The following is a 17,436-nucleotide window of genomic DNA, read 5'->3' on the forward strand; positions in this document are numbered from 1 at the left end:
GATTGAACCAAGCGCCCTGTATAACGCTCCGATACTGCCATCTGACGTCTAGATGTAACGCCTTGATTACCTAGCTGAACCCTAGCTGTCTACCTGTCAAATAAACGGGTTTTTCATCCGCCTTTCATATTCGTTGAACATTTTTGCGCTTAACCTTGTATCCAACACTTCAGAGCAATCCGGGGTTTATCGACTAACCTGTTGATTACACTTTATCTTTAGCTCCGCGTTGTCGTCTGCGGGCTGTAGTTTTGCCCAATAATCACTGCCGTTTTCGCGCTCCAAGTTGCTCCAGTCCGAGGTCATGAATCTTTGAAACCCTACCCTATTCATTGCGTGTCGATCGTTATCCCGGTCTACAACGAACAAGAAAGCCTGCCTGAGTTGCTGCGTCGCACCACGGCAGCCTGCAAGCAGCTGGCCTACGAGTACGAAATCATCCTGGTGGATGACGGTAGCCGCGACAATTCGGCCCAATTGCTCGAAGACGCCGCCGCGGAAGACGGCAGCAATGTGGTAGCGGTGATCCTTAACCGCAACTACGGCCAGCACGCGGCGATCATGGCCGGCTTTGAACAGTGCCGTGGCGAAGTGGTGATCACCCTTGACGCCGATCTGCAGAACCCGCCGGAAGAGATCCCGCGCCTTGTCGAGCAAGCTGCCCTGGGCTACGACGTGGTCGCCACCGTGCGTAATAACCGCCAGGACTCGGCCTTCCGCCGCTGGCCGTCGCGTTTGATCAACCTCGCCGTGCAGCGCTCTACCGGCGTAGCCATGACCGACTACGGCTGCATGCTACGCGCCTACCGCCGCACCATTGTCGACGCCATGCTCGCCTGCCGTGAACGCAGCACGTTCATTCCTATCCTGGCCAACGGCTTCGCCCGCCACACCACGGAAATCCTGGTGCACCACGCCGAACGTGAGCACGGCGAATCCAAATACAGCGCCATGCGCCTGATCAGCCTGATGTTCGACCTGCTGACCTGCATGACCACCACGCCCTTGCGTCTGCTGTCCATCGTCGGTTTCAGCCTGGCGGCGCTGGGCGTGCTGTTTGCCTTTGCCCTGATCGTCATGCGCCTGGCCTTCGGCGCCGACTGGGCCGGTGATGGCCTGTTCGTGCTGTTTGCGGTGTTGTTTGTGTTCACCGGTGGCCAGTTCATCGGCATGGGCCTTTTGGGCGAATACCTGGGCCGCATGTACAGCGATGTCCGCGCCCGCCCACGCTTCTTTATTGAAAAAGTGCTGCGCAACCAACCGGCAGCACCGGCTCCAGTCGTCGTGGTCGACGGCCTGGTGTCTTCCCATACTTCTACTTCTTCTTCGGATCAGGTCCAGTCATGAGTTCAAAAGCTGTTGTATTCGCCTACCACGATATTGGCTGCGCAGGCATTGAAGCGCTGCTCAGCGCCGGTTACGACATCGCCGCCGTGTTCACCCATGCCGATGACCCCAAGGAAAACAACTTCTACGGCTCCGTCGCCCAGCTATGCGCCCGCAATGGCATCCCGGTACATGCACCGGAAGACGCCAACCACCCGCTGTGGATCGAACGCATCGCCAAGCTGAACCCGGAGTACATCTTCTCGTTCTACTACCGCAACCTGCTGAGCGAGCCGCTGTTGGCCACCGCCCGCAAAGGCGCGTTCAACCTGCACGGCTCGTTGCTGCCCAAGTACCGTGGCCGCGCCCCGGCCAACTGGGTGTTGGTCAACGGCGAAACCGAAACTGGCGTGACCCTGCATCGCATGGTCAAGCGTGCCGATGCCGGCGCCATCCTGGCCCAGCAGAACGTCACCATCGAGCGCAGCGATACCGGCCTGAGCCTGCACGCCAAGCTGCGTGATGCGGCCACGGCGCTGCTGCGTGATGCCCTGCCACAGCTGGCCCAGGGCAAGCTGAGCGAAACCGCCCAGGATGAGAGCAAAGCCACCTACTTCGGTCGTCGCACCGCCGCCGATGGCAAGCTGGACTGGAAAAAACCTGCCGAGCAACTGTTCAACCTGGTACGTGCAGTGACCCAGCCGTACCCTGGCGCCTTCTGCGCCGTGGGCGAGCACAAGCTGATCGTGTGGCAAGCCGACGTGGTCAAGGGCAACGAAGGTCTGGCGCCTGGCCGTGTAATCAGCGTCAACCCGCTGCGCATTGCCTGCGGTGAAGATTCCCTGGTGGTCAAGTTCGGCCAGCGCAACGAAAACGGCCTGTACCTGGCCGGCCCGTCCCTGGCCGATGAACTGGGCCTGGTGGATGGCTCCGTGCTACGCGGCGCCGAGTCGGGCCGCAAGCCGCGCCGTACCCGTGTGCTGATCCTGGGCGTGAACGGTTTTATCGGTAACCACCTGTCCGAGCGCCTGTTGCGTGACGATCGCTACGAAGTCTATGGCCTGGACATCGGCTCCGACGCCATCGAGCGCCTGCGCAGCCACCCGAATTTCCATTACGTGGAAGGCGACATCAGCATCCACACCGAGTGGATCGAGTACCACATCAAGAAATGCGACGTGGTGCTGCCGCTGGTGGCCATCGCCACGCCGATCGAATACACCCGTAACCCGCTGCGCGTATTCGAACTGGACTTCGAAGAAAACCTCAAGCTGGTGCGCTACTGCGTCAAGTACAACAAGCGCGTGATTTTCCCGTCGACCTCCGAAGTCTATGGCATGTGCCAAGACCAGTATTTCGACGAAGACACCTCCAACCTGGTAGTGGGCCCGGTCAACAAGCAACGCTGGATCTACTCCGTCTCCAAGCAACTGCTGGACCGCGTGATCTGGGCCTACGGCGACAAGGGCCTGAAGTTCACCCTGTTCCGGCCATTCAACTGGATGGGCCCACGCCTGGACCGTCTGGACTCGGCGCGTATCGGCAGCTCCCGCGCCATTACCCAGCTGATCCTGAACCTGGTGGAAGGCACGCCGATCCGTCTGTTCGACGGTGGTGAACAGAAGCGTTGCTTCACCGACATTGCCGACGGCATCGAAGCCCTGGCACGCATCATTGATAACGACAATGGCGTCTGCGACGGGCAGATCATCAACATCGGCAACCCCGAAAACGAAGCCAGCATTCGCCAGCTGGGCGAAGAACTGCTGCGTCAGTTCGAGGCTCACCCACTGCGCCACAACTTCCCGCCGTTCGCCGGTTTCCGCGACGTCGAGAGCAAGGCGTTCTACGGCACAGGCTACCAGGACGTGGCGCACCGCAAGCCGAGCATCGAAAACGCCAGGCGCCTGCTGAACTGGGAGCCGAGCGTGCAGATGAGCGAAACCATCGGCAACACGCTGGATTTCTTCTTGCGTGAAGCCATGCTTGAAATTGCGGATAAAAAGTAATGCAGGCAGGTCTTCGCATCGACGTCGACACCTACCGCGGCACCCGTGAAGGTGTGCCACGGCTGCTCGACTCCCTGGCCGAAGCCGGGGTCAAGGCGACGTTCTTCTTCAGTGTCGGGCCGGACAACATGGGGCGTCACTTGTGGCGCCTGATCCGCCCGCAGTTCCTGTGGAAGATGCTGCGCTCCAACGCTGCCGGCCTGTATGGCTGGGACATCTTGTTGGCCGGCACTGCCTGGCCAGGCAAGCCGATTGGCCGAGACCTGGGGCATTTGATGCGCCAGGCCAAGGCGGCCGGGCATGAAGTCGGCCTGCACGCCTGGGACCACCATGGCTGGCAGGCCAACACCGGGCGTTGGAGCGAGGCACAACTGGTCGAGCAGATTCGACGCGGCGTAGACACCTTGAGCGACATCCTCGGCGAGCGCATCGACTGTTCAGCGGCCGCCGGCTGGCGTGCCGATGAGCGTGTGGTGCAAGCCAAGCAAGGCTTCAACTTTCGCTACAACAGCGATTGCCGGGGCACCAGCCTGTTTCGACCAACCCTGGCCGATGGCAGCGCGGGCACCCCACAAATTCCGGTAGACCTGCCGACCTTCGACGAAGTCGTCGGGCCGGTGGTGGCTGCCAATGATTTCAACCGCTTCATTCTCGAGCGCTTCAGCGCGTCGAAGCTGAATGTCTATACGATCCACGCGGAAGTAGAAGGGATTCTGATGGCCAATGATTTTCGCCAGTTGCTCGCCCAGGCCGGGCAGCGCGGCATTGATTTCAAACCCTTGGGCGAGCTGTTGCCCACGGATGTGACCACCCTGCCCCAGCAACAGTTGGTGCGCGGCGCATTGAGCGGCCGCGAGGGTTGGCTGGGAGTGCAGCAGGCATGATCCGCCGCTGGGCTTTGCCCCTGCTCCTGCTGGCGTTTGCCGTGTTCTACCTGCTGCCGTTGGCCACCCATGGCCTGTGGATTCCAGATGAAACCCGCTATGCGCAAATCAGCCAGGAAATGCTGCTGACCGGCAAGTGGGCCGCGCCGCACTTCATGGGTATTCGCTACTTCGAAAAGCCCGCCGCAGGCTATTGGATGATCGCGCTGGGCCAGGCGATCTTCGGGCAGAACCTGTTCGGCGTGCGGTTTGCCTCGGCATTGAGCACCGGTTTGAGCATTCTGCTGGTGTATCTGGTCTCTCGCCGGTTGTGGAACGACCCGCAAAAAAGCCTGGTCAGCACGCTGCTCTACATGAGCTTCGTCAGCGTGGCCGCGCTGGGCGGCTATGCCAACCTGGACCCGCAGTTCACCTTCTGGGTCAACCTGACAGGCGTGGCCTTGTGGTTCTGTTTCGACAGCACCACGCGGCGTGCGCGCTTGTGGTCCTGGGCCTTGCTGGGCCTGGCGTGCAGCATGGGCTTCATGACCAAGGGCTTCCTGGCCTGGTTGCTGCCGGTGCTGGTCGCCCTGCCCTACGCCGTCTGGCAAAAACGTTTTGGCGAGTTGTGCAAATTTGGCCCTGTCGCCGTGGTGGTGGCGATTGCTGTCAGCGTGCCGTGGGCCTTGGCCGTGCACTTGCAAGAGCCGGACTACTGGCATTTCTTTTTCTGGCACGAGCACATCCAACGCTTTGCCGGTGAAGACGCCCAGCACGCCGAACCTTTCTGGTATTACTTGCCGCTGCTGGTCGCGTTCGCGCTGCCGTGGGTTGCGCTGTTGCCGTCCGCGTTCAAGCAGGCCTGGCTACAACGTCGCGTGCCGAAAACCGCGTTCCTGCTGCTGTGGCTGTTGATGCCCCTGGCCTTTTTCAGCCTGGCCAAAGGCAAGCTGCCCTCCTACATCATGCCGTGCATGCTCCCCCTGGCCTTGCTGATGGGCTCGACCCTGAGCGACAAACTGGCTCAAGGCCACGGCCGCGTGCTGCGCATCAATGGCTGGTTGAACCTGGTGATCGGCGTGCTGGTCTTGCTGGCCCTTAGCTGGTTCCAATTGAAGAAGCCGGTATACGAACCGGGTGAGGAAACCCTCAGCCTGGTGCTGGTGTTCATCTTTTTGTTCGGTTGGATCGTCGTCAATCTGCTGCAAGCGGCGCGCCCTTTGGCATTGTGGGCCGCGCCGCTGGTCGGCAGTGGATTACTGGTGCTGCTGGTGCCTGCGGCGTTGCCCCATTCGGTGGTTTACAACAAGACCCCGGACCAATTCATCATTGATCACATCGATGAATTGCAACCCAGCGTTGCCCTGCTGAGCAACGACCTGGGCGCCGCCTCGGCGCTGTCCTGGCGCCTCAAACGTCCCGATATCACGCTGTACAACACCTCGGGTGAGGTCAAGTACGGCCTGGCTTACGAGGATACGGCCCCGCGTCTGGTCGACCGTAACCGCATCCAGGCGTGGATGGCCGAAACCCGTCGTACGGGCGCGGTGGGCGTGGTGATGCGCGTCAATAGCACCGGCGAAAAAGAAGAACTCGCACTGCTGCCTACTGACGGCAAGCGATATGCGCAAGGCAAGATCGTGATCCTGATTTTCCCGCAGGTCGCGCCATGATCACCCTGCTGCTACTGCTCACGGCCTGCCTGCTGACCTGCATGGGCCAGGTCTCGCAAAAATTCGCCGTGGAAAGCTGGCGCGGCGTGCCAGACGGCTGGGCACTGAAACTGCGCTCGCCGTGGTTGTGGTCGGCGCTGGTGTGCCTGGGCCTGGGCTTGCTTGTATGGCTGCTGGTGTTGCAGCGCCTGGAAGTCGGCATTGCCTACCCCATGCTCAGCCTGAATTTTGTGCTGGTCACGCTGATGGCGCGCTTTGTGTTTCACGAACCCATTGATGGCCGTCACTGGCTGGGTGTGGGGCTGGTGATTGCCGGCGTGGTCTTGCTGGGGCGTCAGGTATGAGCCGCGTACGGGGTTTCGCCCTGGCCTTGGGCAGTGTCGGCCTGGTAAGTGGTGCCCAACTGGGCATGCGCTGGAGCATGACGCGTCTGCCGCTTCCCACCCAATGGCTGGCTGCCTTCACGGATAACCGCATCGACCTGGGCGCCCTGGGCGTGGTGATGCTGGCGATCATCGCCTATGCGCTGTCGATGCTGTGCTGGCTCGGCGCACTGAAGCACTTACCCCTGGGCCGCGCCTATTCGCTGCTCAGTATCAGCTACGCGTTGGTGTATTTGCTGGCCGCCAGCCTGCCGGTGTTCAACGAAGATTTTTCGCTTTCAAAAACCCTGGGGGTGGCCTTGGTCATCCTCGGCGTACTGGTTATCAACTCTCGTCGTGCTAGCACCTCAAGTCCCAGGAATACCCCATGAAAATCAGTGTATTTGGTAGTGGTTACGTTGGTCTGGTTCAGGCCACTGTATTAGCCGAAGTCGGTCACGATGTCATTTGCATGGACGTTGACAAGCGCAAGGTCGAGTCGCTGCAGAAGGGCCATGTGACCATCTTCGAGCCGGGCCTGGCAGCCATGGTCAAGGACAACCTGGAAAGTGGGCGCCTGCACTTTACCCACGACGAAAAGCTCGCCGTCGAGCACGGTGAAGTGCTGTTCATTGCCGTGGGCACGCCGTCGGATGAAGACGGTTCGGCCGACTTGAAATACGTGCTGTCGGTGGGTGATGCGGTCGCCCGCCATCGCGTGGCGCCGGTGATCCTGGTGGAAAAATCCACTGTACCGGTCGGCACTGGCGACACATTGCGCGACCACATCCTCAATAACCTGCGCGCCGCCGGCCGTGAATTGCAGTTCGATATCGTCTCCAACCCGGAATTCCTCAAGGAAGGCTCCGCCGTTGCCGACTGCCGCCGCCCGGACCGGATCATCATCGGCTGCGAGCGTGAAGAGGTGCGCGACGTGATGCGCGACCTGTACGCGCCCTTCAACCGCAACCACGACCGCATCATCTTCATGGACCTGCGCAGCGCCGAACTGACCAAGTACGCCGCCAACTGCATGCTGGCCACCAAGATCAGCTTCATCAACCAGATCGCCGAGTTGGCTGAACACCTGGGTGCCGACATTGAGTCGGTGCGCCTGGGCATCGGTGCCGACTCACGCATCGGCTACCACTTTATCTACCCCGGCTGCGGCTATGGCGGCTCGTGCTTCCCCAAAGACATGCGCGCCCTGATCCACAGCGCCAAGCAGGCCAACTGCTCCAGCGACCTGCTCGAAGCCGTGGAAGCCATCAACCAGCGCCAGAAGAGCAAGCTGTTCGAGCGCATCAACGCGTTCTTCCAGGGCAACCTCAAGGGCAAGACCTTTGCTTTGTGGGGCCTGGCCTTCAAGCCCAACACCGATGACATGCGTGACGCCCCCAGCCGCGTGCTGATGGAAGCCCTGTGGGCTGCCGGCGCCAATGTGCGCGCCTTCGACCCTGAAGCCATGCAGGAAACCCAGCGGATCTACGGCGATGACCCGCGCCTGATGCTGATGGGCACCCCGGAATCCACCTTGGGCGGCGCCGATGCGTTGATCGTGTGCACCGAATGGCAGCAATTCAAGGCGCCGGACTTTGACCTGATTCACCTGCGCCTGAAAACCCCGGTGATCTTCGACGGCCGTAACCTGTACGACGGCGAGCGCCTGACGCGCAAAGGCTTCAAGTACTTCCCCATCGGCCGCGGCGACTCCTGCGAGTTACCGATCCCCCAGCAAAACTGGGTGGAACAGGTCAAGGACGCTTGCTAAGTGAACATCGCCTTACCGTCCGGGCAGCGTGCAACGATCCGCCGCCAGTCCCTGGGGCTTGGGCTCTTGGCGCTGCTGCTGTTTATCGTCGGCAACTGGCACCAGGCGATCATCGGCTTTGATTCGCGCTTTGTGCTGTTTGCCCAGGAAATGCTGCGCCATGGCCCGAGTTTCTTTCCCACCACCTATGGTCAGCCGTATGCCGATTACCTGGCGACATCGACCCTGCTGACGTGGCTGCTGTCGTTGCCCCTGGGCCAGGTCACCAGCCTGACGGCGTGGCTGCCCACGGCGGTCGCATCAGCGCTGATCGTGGTGCTGGTCTATCGCCTCACCGCGCCCTACTCGCCACGTTGGGGCCTGCTGAGTATTGCGATGCTGCTGCTCAGCAGTACGTTCATCAGCGAAACTCGGGCGGTCTCCCTTGACCAGATGCTCGCCGCCGTGGCGTTGGCGATGTTCTACCTGGGCTACGCCCATGATCATTTCGCCGCCGCCAAGCGCCTGCATTGGGTGTTTTTGCTGTTGCTGCTGGGGTTTGCCATTCGTGGCCCGATCGGCCTGGTGATCCCTACGGGCGTGTTGTGCAGCTACTACCTGATCAACCGCCAGTGGCGCCAGCTGTTCAGCTTCGGCCTGCTGGCACTGGCGCTGCTGGTGGCGTGCGTCGGTCTGTTGCTGCTGCTGGCCAAGCTCAGCGGCGGCGAAGGCTTCATGCATGACGTGATTCGCATGCAGTTCCTGGGGCGAATGGATGGCAGCGAAGGCTCGGGCGGCGTTCTGTATTACTTCACCAGTTCCCTGGGCAACTACGCCCTGGCCTATCCACTGGCATTGTTAGTGCTGCTGGCGGTGCTGATGAACGGTCGACGCGCGCCGGCCCCGGCCTTGAAGCTGGTGCTCTATTGCGCGGCAGCGGCTGTGCTGGTGATGCTGGGCCTGTCGGTCCCCCAAGCCAAGAAAGCGCGCTATATCCTGCCGATGCTGCCGATGGCCGCGATCATTGCCGCGTACCCCTTCGCGGTCACGCAAGGGCGACTGTTTGCGTGGCTACGCGCCTTGATGCTGGGCATCTGGACGCTGTTGCCAACGCTGTTGGCCATTGGCTTGATGGTGGCGCGGCGGCGCTACCCGGAACCACTGGCCGACCTTGAGCTGATCTTCGTCGTGCTTGGCACGCTACAGGTGCTGGCCCTGCTGGCATTGCTCCGCTCGCGGCTGCGCACCTACGGCCCCGCCTTGGCCGCCGTGCTCGCCCTCTGGACCACCTACATCATGGTGGTTGAACCCCTGGAACGTCAGGTGTACGACACCCGCACCTTCAGCCTTGCCGTCAAGGCGCACGTTCAGCAGCAACCGGCGCCGCTGGTGTTGCATGCACTGGGCAAAGACGCGAAAGCTATCAAGTTCATGGTCAACTTCGATTGCGACAAGGTGCCGCTATTTACCCAATTGCCTGCCGAATTGAAACCGGTCCAGGCACCGGCATGGTTGGTCATGAGCCAGGCTGACTTCCAGGCACTGGACGATCCGCGCCTGCGCTCAATCACGCCGACGCTCACCGCAGCGTTCGACAAAAATCCGTATGTGTTGCTGCACTTGGCAAAAGCCACGACGCCTTGAGTGCTTTGCCCGCTGCACTGTAAGAAAGCACGCCCACTCCTCCACGAGTGGGCGACTTTCATCATAGGTACCAAGAAAACACCTACATTTGTTTGCGTAATGGCTGGTGCACTTTCCCTTCCGGTGCTCGGAGCCCAACTGTAGACTCGCTGCCACGTGCACTTACTATCTACCACCCGACCGCCAGGACTGCCCTGAAACGCTTGGGCCAGGGCACTTCATGACAACAAGGACGTTGTAGGCTGCCCGCGCGCGATGGCTTACTTCATCGAGAGGACAATGCCGTGCGAGAAAACCTATTGACCATCCCTTTACCCAGGCTGGATCGCTTGATGGCGTTGCGTGACGCACTGGTGGCGTTGAAGGGGCCGCTGGCCGACGATCCAAGGCTGCGCGAAGACCTGCAAGCGCGTCTGTTCAATGAAGAAAACCATAGTCGCGTGCTGGGCAAGATCAATCCGGCTACACCCGCAGACTCCGGGCCGATTACCTACGGCGAGGCCTTTTAGCTGCATTTATTTTGCATTTAACCCTCATTAATATGCATTGGCGCCGCGTTATCAAGCACTGCACACTGCACAGGTTCCTTCCCCCAAATGTTGGAACCTTCAAAGGGCTGTTCCGGGAAACCAGGCAGGCCTTTTTTTTCGCCCGCTGTTTATGGACCGTCTTTCAATGCTCGCTCGCTGGTTACCCGCTGCAATCAACACCCGTCCCGCCGAATGGAGCCGTGCAGCCATCGGCATGGCCCTGGGCACGATGCTCAGTGTCTGGGCCTGTGCCCAGGTGTTCGGCATGGAGGTGGCCCTGCACCTGCTCGGCCCTCTTGGCGCATCGGCCGTACTGTTGTTTGCCGTGTCGTCGGGGGCGCTGGCCCAACCCTGGTCAATCATGGGCAGTTACCTGTGTGCAGGCGTCGTCGCGTTGCTGGTCGCCCGCGTCCTGGGGCGCACCTTGGGCAGCGCGTGCCTGGCGGCGGGCATGACCGTGATCCTCATCTGCTGGCTGCGCTGCCTGCACCCACCGGCCGGCGGCCTGGCCATGACCCTGGTGCTGGCCGATCCGGCATCGGTCGGCCTCGGCTGGTACGAGCTTGCGCCGGTGATGCTCGGCGCCGGCGCCCTGCTCGCCTGCGCGCTGGCCTATAACAATGCCACGCGCACGCGTTATCCCAAGGGCCTTGCCGAGCCAGCCCCGGTTATCCTGGGCACTGCCAATGCCGTGAGCGAGCCGAGCATCACGGCAGCCGACCTCAAGCTCGCGTTGGCCGAGATGGAGCAGTTCTACGATGTCGAACCGACAGAGTTGGAGCAACTGATCCACGCCGCCGAGGGCCATGCCCGGCGTCGCAGTATCGGTGAGGTACTGGCCAGCCGGCGGGTTTGACCGGCACTGCATAAATGCAACAACCACCTGCAGGATTCCGGGTTGTACTGGGCAAATTTGCACTGGTACGATCACGAGAGAGTTCACCCGCGAACATCTTGATAAAGACAATAAAAGCAGGGAGTTAGAGATGACTGCTCAGGTTTCATCCCAAGCAAGCCGCGCCGAGGTCCAGCAGGACGCTGTCCTGGCAAGCGTGCGCAACCATATCGGCCACCTCACCCTCAATCGTCCCGCTGGCTTGAACGCCATCACCCTGGACATGGTCCGCCAGTTAACCGCGCATTTGCAGGCCTGGGCCGACGACGCCGAGGTCTACGCCGTGGTACTGCGCGGCGCCGGTGAGAAAGCCTTTTGCGCCGGCGGCGACATCCGCTCGCTGTACGACAGCTTCAAGCAAGGCGACACCCTGCACCAGGACTTCTTCGTCGAGGAATATGCCCTCGACCTGGCCATTCACCACTACCGCAAACCCGTACTAGCGTTGATGGACGGTTTCGTCCTCGGCGGTGGCATGGGCCTGGTGCAAGGCGCGGACCTGCGTGTAGTCACCGAACGCAGCCGCCTGGCGATGCCGGAAGTGGCCATCGGCTACTTCCCGGATGTTGGCGGCAGCTATTTCCTCTCACGCATCCCGGGTGAGCTGGGTACTTACCTTGGGGTGACTGGCGTGCAGATCCGTGCGGCCGATGCCTTGTACTGCGGGTTGGCAGACTGGTACATCGACAGCGCCAAGTTGGTTGAGCTGGATCAGGCGCTCGACGGCCTGCACTGGCACGACTCGCCGCTCAAGGACTTGCAAGGTGTACTCGCCAAGCTCGCCGTGCAGCAATTGCCCGACGCCCCCTTGGCGGCCTTGCGCCCGGCCATTGACCACTTTTTCGGGTTGCCAGACGTGCCCAGCATCGTCGAGCAACTGCAACAAGTCACCGTGGCCGATAGCCATGACTGGGCGCTGACCACCGCCAACCTCATGCAGGCCCGCTCGCCCCTGGCCATGGCCGTGACCCTGGAGATGCTGCGCCGTGGCCGCCACTTGCCACTGGAACAGTGCTTTGCCCTCGAACTGCATCTGGATCGCCAATGGTTCGAGCGCGGCGACCTGATCGAAGGGGTTCGCGCCCTGATCATCGACAAGGACAAGACTCCGAAGTGGAACCCGCCCACCCTCCATGCGCTGGATACCAGCCATGTGGACAGCTTCTTCCGCGACTTCGTGCAGATTGGGAAATAAGCCATGCAAGATCTTGAATACACTGAAGAACAGGTGATGATCCGCGACATGGCGCGGGATTTTGCCCGAGGCGAAATCGCCCCCCATGCCCAAGCCTGGGAAAAAGCCGGCTGGATCGACGACGCCCTGGTGGCGAAGATGGGCGAGCTGGGCCTGCTAGGCATGGTTGTCCCGGAAGAATGGGGTGGCACCTATGTCGATTACGTCGCCTACGCCCTGGCCGTGGAGGAAATATCCGCCGGTGACGCTGCGACGGGCGCGTTGATGAGCATCCATAATTCAGTGGGTTGCGGGCCTATTCTCAACTACGGCACAACCGAACAGAAACACACCTGGCTGGCTGAGCTCGCCAGCGGCCAAGCCATCGGCTGCTTCTGCCTGACCGAGCCCCAGGCCGGTTCCGAAGCCCATAACCTGCGCACCCGTGCCGAGTTGCGTGACGGCCAATGGGTCATCAATGGCGCCAAGCAGTTTGTCAGCAACGGCAAGCGGGCCAAGTTGGCCATCGTGTTCGCCGTGACCGATCCGGACCTGGGCAAGAAAGGCATTTCGGCGTTCCTGGTGCCCACCGATACCCCAGGTTTCGTGGTCGACCGCACCGAGCACAAGATGGGCATTCGTGCGTCAGACACCTGCGCCGTCACCCTCAACCAATGCAAGGTTCCCGAAGCCAATCTGTTGGGTGAGCGCGGCAAGGGCCTGGCCATCGCCCTCTCCAACCTCGAAGGCGGCCGCATTGGTATCGCCGCCCAGGCCCTGGGCATCGCCCGCGCCGCGTTTGAAGCCGCGCTGGCCTACGCCCGTGATCGGGTGCAGTTCGACAAGGCAATCATCGAACACCAGAGTGTGGCCAACCTGCTGGCCGACATGCAAACCCAGCTCAACGCTGCGCGCCTGCTGATCCTCCACGCCGCACGCCTGCGCACTGCCGGCAAACCGTGCTTGTCCGAAGCCTCCCAGGCCAAGCTGTTCGCCTCGGAAATGGCAGAGCGGGTCTGCTCCAAGGCAATGCAGATTCATGGAGGGTATGGGTATCTGGAGGATTACCCGGTGGAGCGTTACTACCGGGATGCACGGATCACGCAGATTTACGAAGGCACCAGCGAGATTCAGCGGATGGTGATTGCCAGGGAGTTGAAAAACTACCAGCTCTAACGGACATGACACAAAACCCTGTGGGAGCTGGCTTGCCTGCGATGCAGAAACCTCGGTCCATCAGCTAACCGAGGCGATGCCATCGCAGGCAAGCCAGCTCCCACCTTTGCTCTGCGGCGTTTGGCAGGGGTTACTTATCCTTGAATTCCGGCGCCCGCTTGGCCACGAATGCGGCCATGCCTTCCTTCTGATCCTGGGTCGCGAACGCCGCATGAAACACACGGCGCTCAAAGCGCACGCCTTCGGACAGGCTGACTTCAAACGCACGGTTCACGCTTTCCTTGACCATCATGCTGATCGGTACGGATTTACCCGCGATCAGGGCGGCCACTTTCAGCGCTTCTTCCAGCAATTCATCGGCGGGCACGATGCGCGCGACAATCCCGCAGCGCTCGGCCTCTACCGCGTCAATAAAACGCCCGGTCAGGCACATTTCCATGGCCTTGGCCTTGCCCACTGCACGGGTCAGGCGCTGGGTGCCGCCCATGCCGGGCAGCACGCCCAGATTGATTTCCGGCTGACCGAATTTGGCGGTGTCGCCGGCAAGGATAAAGTCACACATCAGGGCCAGTTCGCAGCCACCGCCCAGGGCGAAGCCATTCACGGCGGCGATGATCGGCTTGCGGCGATTGGCCACGCGATCGCTGTCGCTGAACAAGTCGTCCATATAGATCTGCGGGTAGGTCAGCTCGGCCATTTCCTTGATGTCGGCACCGGCCGCGAAGGCTTTTTTCGAGCCGGTCAGCACGATGCAGCCAATTTCAGGGTTGGCTTCCAAACTGTCCAGCGCCTGGTTCAGCTCACTGACCAGTTGTGCATTCAAGGCGTTCAGTGCGCTGGGACGGTTGAGCGTGATCAGCCCGACACGGCCCTGGACGTCAAGCAGGATGGTTTCGTAACTCATGTATCGGCTCCTTAAAGATTGCGTGAGATGACCATGCGTTGAATATCGCTGGTGCCTTCGTAAATCTGGCAGACCCGCACATCGCGGTAGATCCGCTCCAGGGGGAAGTCGTTCAGGTAACCGTAACCGCCCAAGGTTTGCAAGGCGGCCGAGCAGACTTTCTCGGCCATTTCGGACGCAAACAGCTTGGCCATGGACGCTTCCACCAGTGCCGGCTTGCCACTGTCACGCAGGGCGGCGGCGTAATGCACCATCTGCCGGGCGACGGCGATCTGGGTGGCCATGTCGGCCAGGCGAAAGGCCACGGCCTGGTGTTCGATCAGCGGCTTGCCAAAGCTTTCACGCTCACGGGCATAGTCGCGGGCCGCTTCGAAGGCGGCGCGGGCCATGCCCACCGACTGGGAGGCGATGCCCACGCGGCCACCTTCCAGGTTGGCCAAGGCGATTTTGTAGCCCTCGCCCTCCTCGCCCAGACGGTTGGCCACCGGTACTTTCACGTCTTCAAACAAGATCTGGCAAGTGTCCGAGGCATGCTGCCCCAGCTTGTCTTCCACCCGTGCCACGGTATAACCGGGCGAATCGGCGGGCACGATAAACGCGCTGATTCCACGCTTGCCTGCGGCGGGGTCAGTGACCGCAAACACAATCACGATCCCGGCGTTTTGCCCGGAGGTGATGAACTGTTTGCAGCCGTTGAGTACATAGTGGTCGCCTTCAAGGCGCGCACGGGTTTTCAGGCTGCTGGCGTCGGAGCCGGCCTGGGGTTCGGTCAGCGCGAAGGCACCGAGCATGGCGCCGCTGGCCAGGGGCGTGAGGAACTGCTCTTTCTGCTGGTCATTGCCAAACTTGAGGATCGGCACGCAACCCACCGAGTTGTGCACGCTCATGATCGTGGAGCAGGCACCGTCGCCAGCGGCGATTTCTTCCAGGGCCATGGCGTAGGCCAGGTAGCCGGTGTCGCAACCGCCCCACTGTTCCGGGACCAGCATGCCGAAAAATCCCAGTTCGGCCATTTCCCCAATGGCCTCCTTGGGAAAACGATGCTCGCGGTCCCACTCGGCGGCGAAGGGTTTCAAGCGTTCCTGGGCAAATTGCCGGGCGGCGTCGCTGATTTGCAGTTGTTCGTCATTGGGCAACATAGGTCATCCTCAATACAGGCATTCAACGGCCATGGCCGTGGCTTCACCGCCGCCAATGCAGATAGCGGCGACGCCACGCTTGAGGCCCTTCTGGCGCAGGGCCGCGAGCAACGTCACCAGGATGCGTGCGCCGGAGGCACCAATGGGGTGGCCCAATGCACAGGCACCACCATGCACGTTGACCTTGTCGTGGGGAATCTCCAGCTTGCTCATGGTCACCAGGCTGACCACGGCGAAGGCCTCGTTGATTTCGAACAGGTCCACCTCGTCGAGGCCCCAGCCGGTCTTGCTCATCAGTTTGCGAATCGCCCCCACCGGCGCCACCGGAAACAGCCCAGGCTCATCGGCAAACGCGGCGTGCCCGTGGATCACTGCCAACGGCTTGAGGCCGCGCTTGAGTGCCTCGGACTCACGCATCAGCAACAACGCCGCGGCGCCATCGGAGATCGAGCTGGAGTTGGCTGCTGTCACTGTACCGCCGTCACGGAACGCCGGTTTAAGGCTGGCAATCTTGTCCAGCCTGGCTTTCGGCGGTTGCTCATCGTGCAGAATGGTTTTTTGTTCTTTACCCACGGTGACCTGCACCGGGACGATTTCACTGGCAAAGCTGCCGTGGGTGATGGCCTCTTGTGCGCGGGTCAGGGAAGCGATGGCAAACGCGTCCTGGGCTTCCCGGGTAAAACCATTGTGCTCGGCGCAGTCCTCGGCAAAGGTGCCCATCAGGCGCCCCTTGTCGTAAGCATCTTCGAGGCCGTCGAGGAACATATGGTCCAGCACCTTGCCGTGGCCCATGCGGTAGCCGCTGCGCGCACGATCCAGCAGGTACGGGGCGTTGGACATGCTTTCCATGCCGCCTGCGATCACCACATCCACGCTGCCAGCGCGCAGCGAGTCGTGGGCCAGAATCGTCGCTTCCATACCGGAACCGCACATTTTGTTGAGGGTGGTGCAGCGCGTGCCCTTGTCCAACCCGGCGCCCAGGGCAGCCTGGCGGGCAGGCGCCTGTCCAAGCCCGGCGGGCAGCACACAGCCAAACAGCACTTCGTCAACAGCATCGGTGGCGATACCGGCACGCTCGACCGCCGCACGAATGGCGGCTGCGCCCAGCTGCGGTGCGGTCAGGCTTTTGAGGTCGCCCTGGAAACCGCCCATGGGCGTGCGCACGGCGCTTACAATAACAATAGGGTCGTTCATGGCAATTGCTCCTTATTTGGCGGCCATGCGCAAGGCACCGTCGAGACGGATCACCTCGCCATTGAGCATGCTGTTTTCAATGATGTGGCGTACCAGCGCGGCATATTCGGCGGGCTTGCCCAGGCGTGGCGGGAACGGCACGCCGGCAGCCAGGGAGTTGCGGACTTCGTCGGTCATGCCGGCCATCATCGGGGTTTCGAAAATGCCCGGTGCAATGGTCATCACCCGGATACCAAAGCGCGCCAGTTCCCGTGCGGCAGGCAAGGTGAGGCTGGCGATCGCGCCCTTGGAGGCGGCGTACGCAGCCTGGCCGATCTGCCCATCGAATGCCGCCACCGAGGCGGTATTGATGATAACGCCGCGCTCGCCGTCGGCATTCGCCTCGGTTTCAGCGATAGCCGCAGCGGCCAGGCGCAACAGGTTGAAGCTGCCGACCAGGTTGACGTTGATCACCTGGGCGAAGCTTGCCAGGCCGTGCGGGCCATTCTTGCCGAGGATCTTCTCGCCACGCACCACACCCGCGCAGTTGACCAGGCCATGCAAGCCACCAAAGGCCTCGACCGCTGCCTTCACCGCCGCTTCTGCAGCGGCTTCCTGGCTGATGTCTGCTACGGCACTGCGGGCGTTGTCGCCCAGTTGCTCGGCCTTGGCGGCCACAGCGTCAGCGTTCAAGTCCACCAGCATCACCTTGGCACCTGCGGCGACCAGCATTTCAGCCGTGGCCGCGCCGAGGCCCGACGCGCCGCCGCTGACCAGGAATACCTTGTTTTCAATCTGCATCGTTGTTTCCTTTTAAA

At 61.6% G+C, this 17,436-nt stretch carries 16 protein-coding genes; 12 read left to right on the top strand and 4 right to left on the bottom strand.

All coding sequences use genetic code 11. The features are described 5' to 3' along the window. Positions 1-312 precede the first annotated feature (312 nt). From arnC to GIV35_RS09605, 12 genes are all read left to right on the top strand, one after another. Positions 313-1,347 (top strand): undecaprenyl-phosphate 4-deoxy-4-formamido-L-arabinose transferase, encoded by a 1,035-nt coding sequence (gene arnC / locus GIV35_RS09550; RefSeq protein WP_003191219.1) that lies wholly within the window; start codon positions 313-315, stop codon positions 1,345-1,347. Beyond that, positions 1,344-3,335, top strand: coding sequence for a bifunctional UDP-4-amino-4-deoxy-L-arabinose formyltransferase/UDP-glucuronic acid oxidase ArnA (arnA, locus tag GIV35_RS09555; protein WP_236264555.1), 1,992 nt, complete (start codon positions 1,344-1,346; stop codon positions 3,333-3,335). Before arnC ends, arnA begins: the two co-directional genes overlap by 4 nt. Beyond that, on the top strand, positions 3,335-4,219 hold the full coding sequence (gene arnD / locus GIV35_RS09560) for a 4-deoxy-4-formamido-L-arabinose-phosphoundecaprenol deformylase (protein ID WP_105226852.1): 885 nt from the start codon (positions 3,335-3,337) through the stop codon (positions 4,217-4,219). The genes arnA and arnD overlap by 1 nt, the downstream gene beginning before the upstream one ends. Beyond that, complete coding sequence (gene arnT / locus GIV35_RS09565; protein ID WP_236264554.1) at positions 4,216-5,871, top strand: lipid IV(A) 4-amino-4-deoxy-L-arabinosyltransferase; 1,656 nt, start codon at positions 4,216-4,218, stop codon at positions 5,869-5,871. The genes arnD and arnT overlap by 4 nt, the downstream gene beginning before the upstream one ends. Next, positions 5,868-6,215: a 4-amino-4-deoxy-L-arabinose-phosphoundecaprenol flippase subunit ArnE gene (arnE, locus tag GIV35_RS09570; RefSeq protein ID WP_032897302.1), complete on the top strand. Its 348-nt coding sequence runs from the start codon at positions 5,868-5,870 to the stop codon at positions 6,213-6,215. Before arnT ends, arnE begins: the two co-directional genes overlap by 4 nt. Then, entirely contained in the window at positions 6,212-6,625 is a 414-nt protein-coding gene (arnF, locus tag GIV35_RS09575) for a 4-amino-4-deoxy-L-arabinose-phosphoundecaprenol flippase subunit ArnF (protein WP_236264553.1), read from the top strand. Before arnE ends, arnF begins: the two co-directional genes overlap by 4 nt. Next, a complete protein-coding gene (locus GIV35_RS09580; protein WP_105226856.1) occupies positions 6,622-8,004 on the top strand; it encodes a UDP-glucose dehydrogenase family protein in 1,383 nt (460 codons plus the stop codon). The genes arnF and GIV35_RS09580 overlap by 4 nt, the downstream gene beginning before the upstream one ends. Continuing rightward, positions 8,005-9,627 carry an ArnT family glycosyltransferase gene (locus tag GIV35_RS09585; protein WP_213152636.1) on the top strand — a complete coding sequence of 541 codons (1,623 nt, stop codon included), beginning with the start codon at positions 8,005-8,007 and terminating at the stop codon, positions 9,625-9,627. It abuts the gene before it with no gap. Positions 9,628-9,947: 320 nt separating this feature from the next. Continuing rightward, entirely contained in the window at positions 9,948-10,136 is a 189-nt protein-coding gene (locus GIV35_RS09590) for a type VI secretion system contractile sheath small subunit (protein ID WP_256595417.1), read from the top strand. 166 nt (positions 10,137-10,302) lie between these two features. Continuing rightward, positions 10,303-11,013: an HPP family protein gene (locus tag GIV35_RS09595; protein ID WP_105226858.1), complete on the top strand. Its 711-nt coding sequence runs from the start codon at positions 10,303-10,305 to the stop codon at positions 11,011-11,013. A 130-nt stretch (positions 11,014-11,143) separates the two neighbouring features. Further along, positions 11,144-12,247 (top strand): enoyl-CoA hydratase/isomerase family protein, encoded by a 1,104-nt coding sequence (locus GIV35_RS09600; RefSeq protein ID WP_236264552.1) that lies wholly within the window; start codon positions 11,144-11,146, stop codon positions 12,245-12,247. 3 nt (positions 12,248-12,250) lie between these two features. Continuing rightward, positions 12,251-13,402, top strand: coding sequence for an acyl-CoA dehydrogenase family protein (locus GIV35_RS09605; RefSeq protein ID WP_034127451.1), 1,152 nt, complete (start codon positions 12,251-12,253; stop codon positions 13,400-13,402). Between the two features lie 130 nt (positions 13,403-13,532). On the opposite strand, the gene GIV35_RS09610 is transcribed toward GIV35_RS09605, so the two are convergent. Genes GIV35_RS09610 through GIV35_RS09625 form a run of 4 tightly spaced genes read right to left on the bottom strand, consistent with a single transcriptional unit; the run spans position 13,533 to position 17,419 of the window. Next, a complete protein-coding gene (locus GIV35_RS09610; RefSeq protein ID WP_054896511.1) occupies positions 13,533-14,306 on the bottom strand; it encodes an enoyl-CoA hydratase in 774 nt (257 codons plus the stop codon). Positions 14,307-14,317: 11 nt separating this feature from the next. After that, the gene (locus GIV35_RS09615; protein ID WP_236264551.1) at positions 14,318-15,445 is read right to left on the bottom strand and encodes an acyl-CoA dehydrogenase; all 1,128 of its coding nucleotides are present in this window, start codon (positions 15,443-15,445) and stop codon (positions 14,318-14,320) included. 9 nt (positions 15,446-15,454) lie between these two features. After that, positions 15,455-16,639, bottom strand: coding sequence for an acetyl-CoA C-acyltransferase (locus GIV35_RS09620; protein ID WP_054896512.1), 1,185 nt, complete (start codon positions 16,637-16,639; stop codon positions 15,455-15,457). 12 nt (positions 16,640-16,651) lie between these two features. Then, on the bottom strand, positions 16,652-17,419 hold the full coding sequence (locus GIV35_RS09625) for an SDR family NAD(P)-dependent oxidoreductase (protein ID WP_054896513.1): 768 nt from the start codon (positions 17,417-17,419) through the stop codon (positions 16,652-16,654). Between the last annotated feature and the right edge of the window lie 17 nt (positions 17,420-17,436).

It is taken from the genome of Pseudomonas sp. PA-1-6B (genome assembly GCF_021609545.1).
Taxonomy (GTDB): Bacteria; Pseudomonadota; Gammaproteobacteria; order Pseudomonadales; family Pseudomonadaceae; genus Aquipseudomonas; species Aquipseudomonas fluorescens_BV.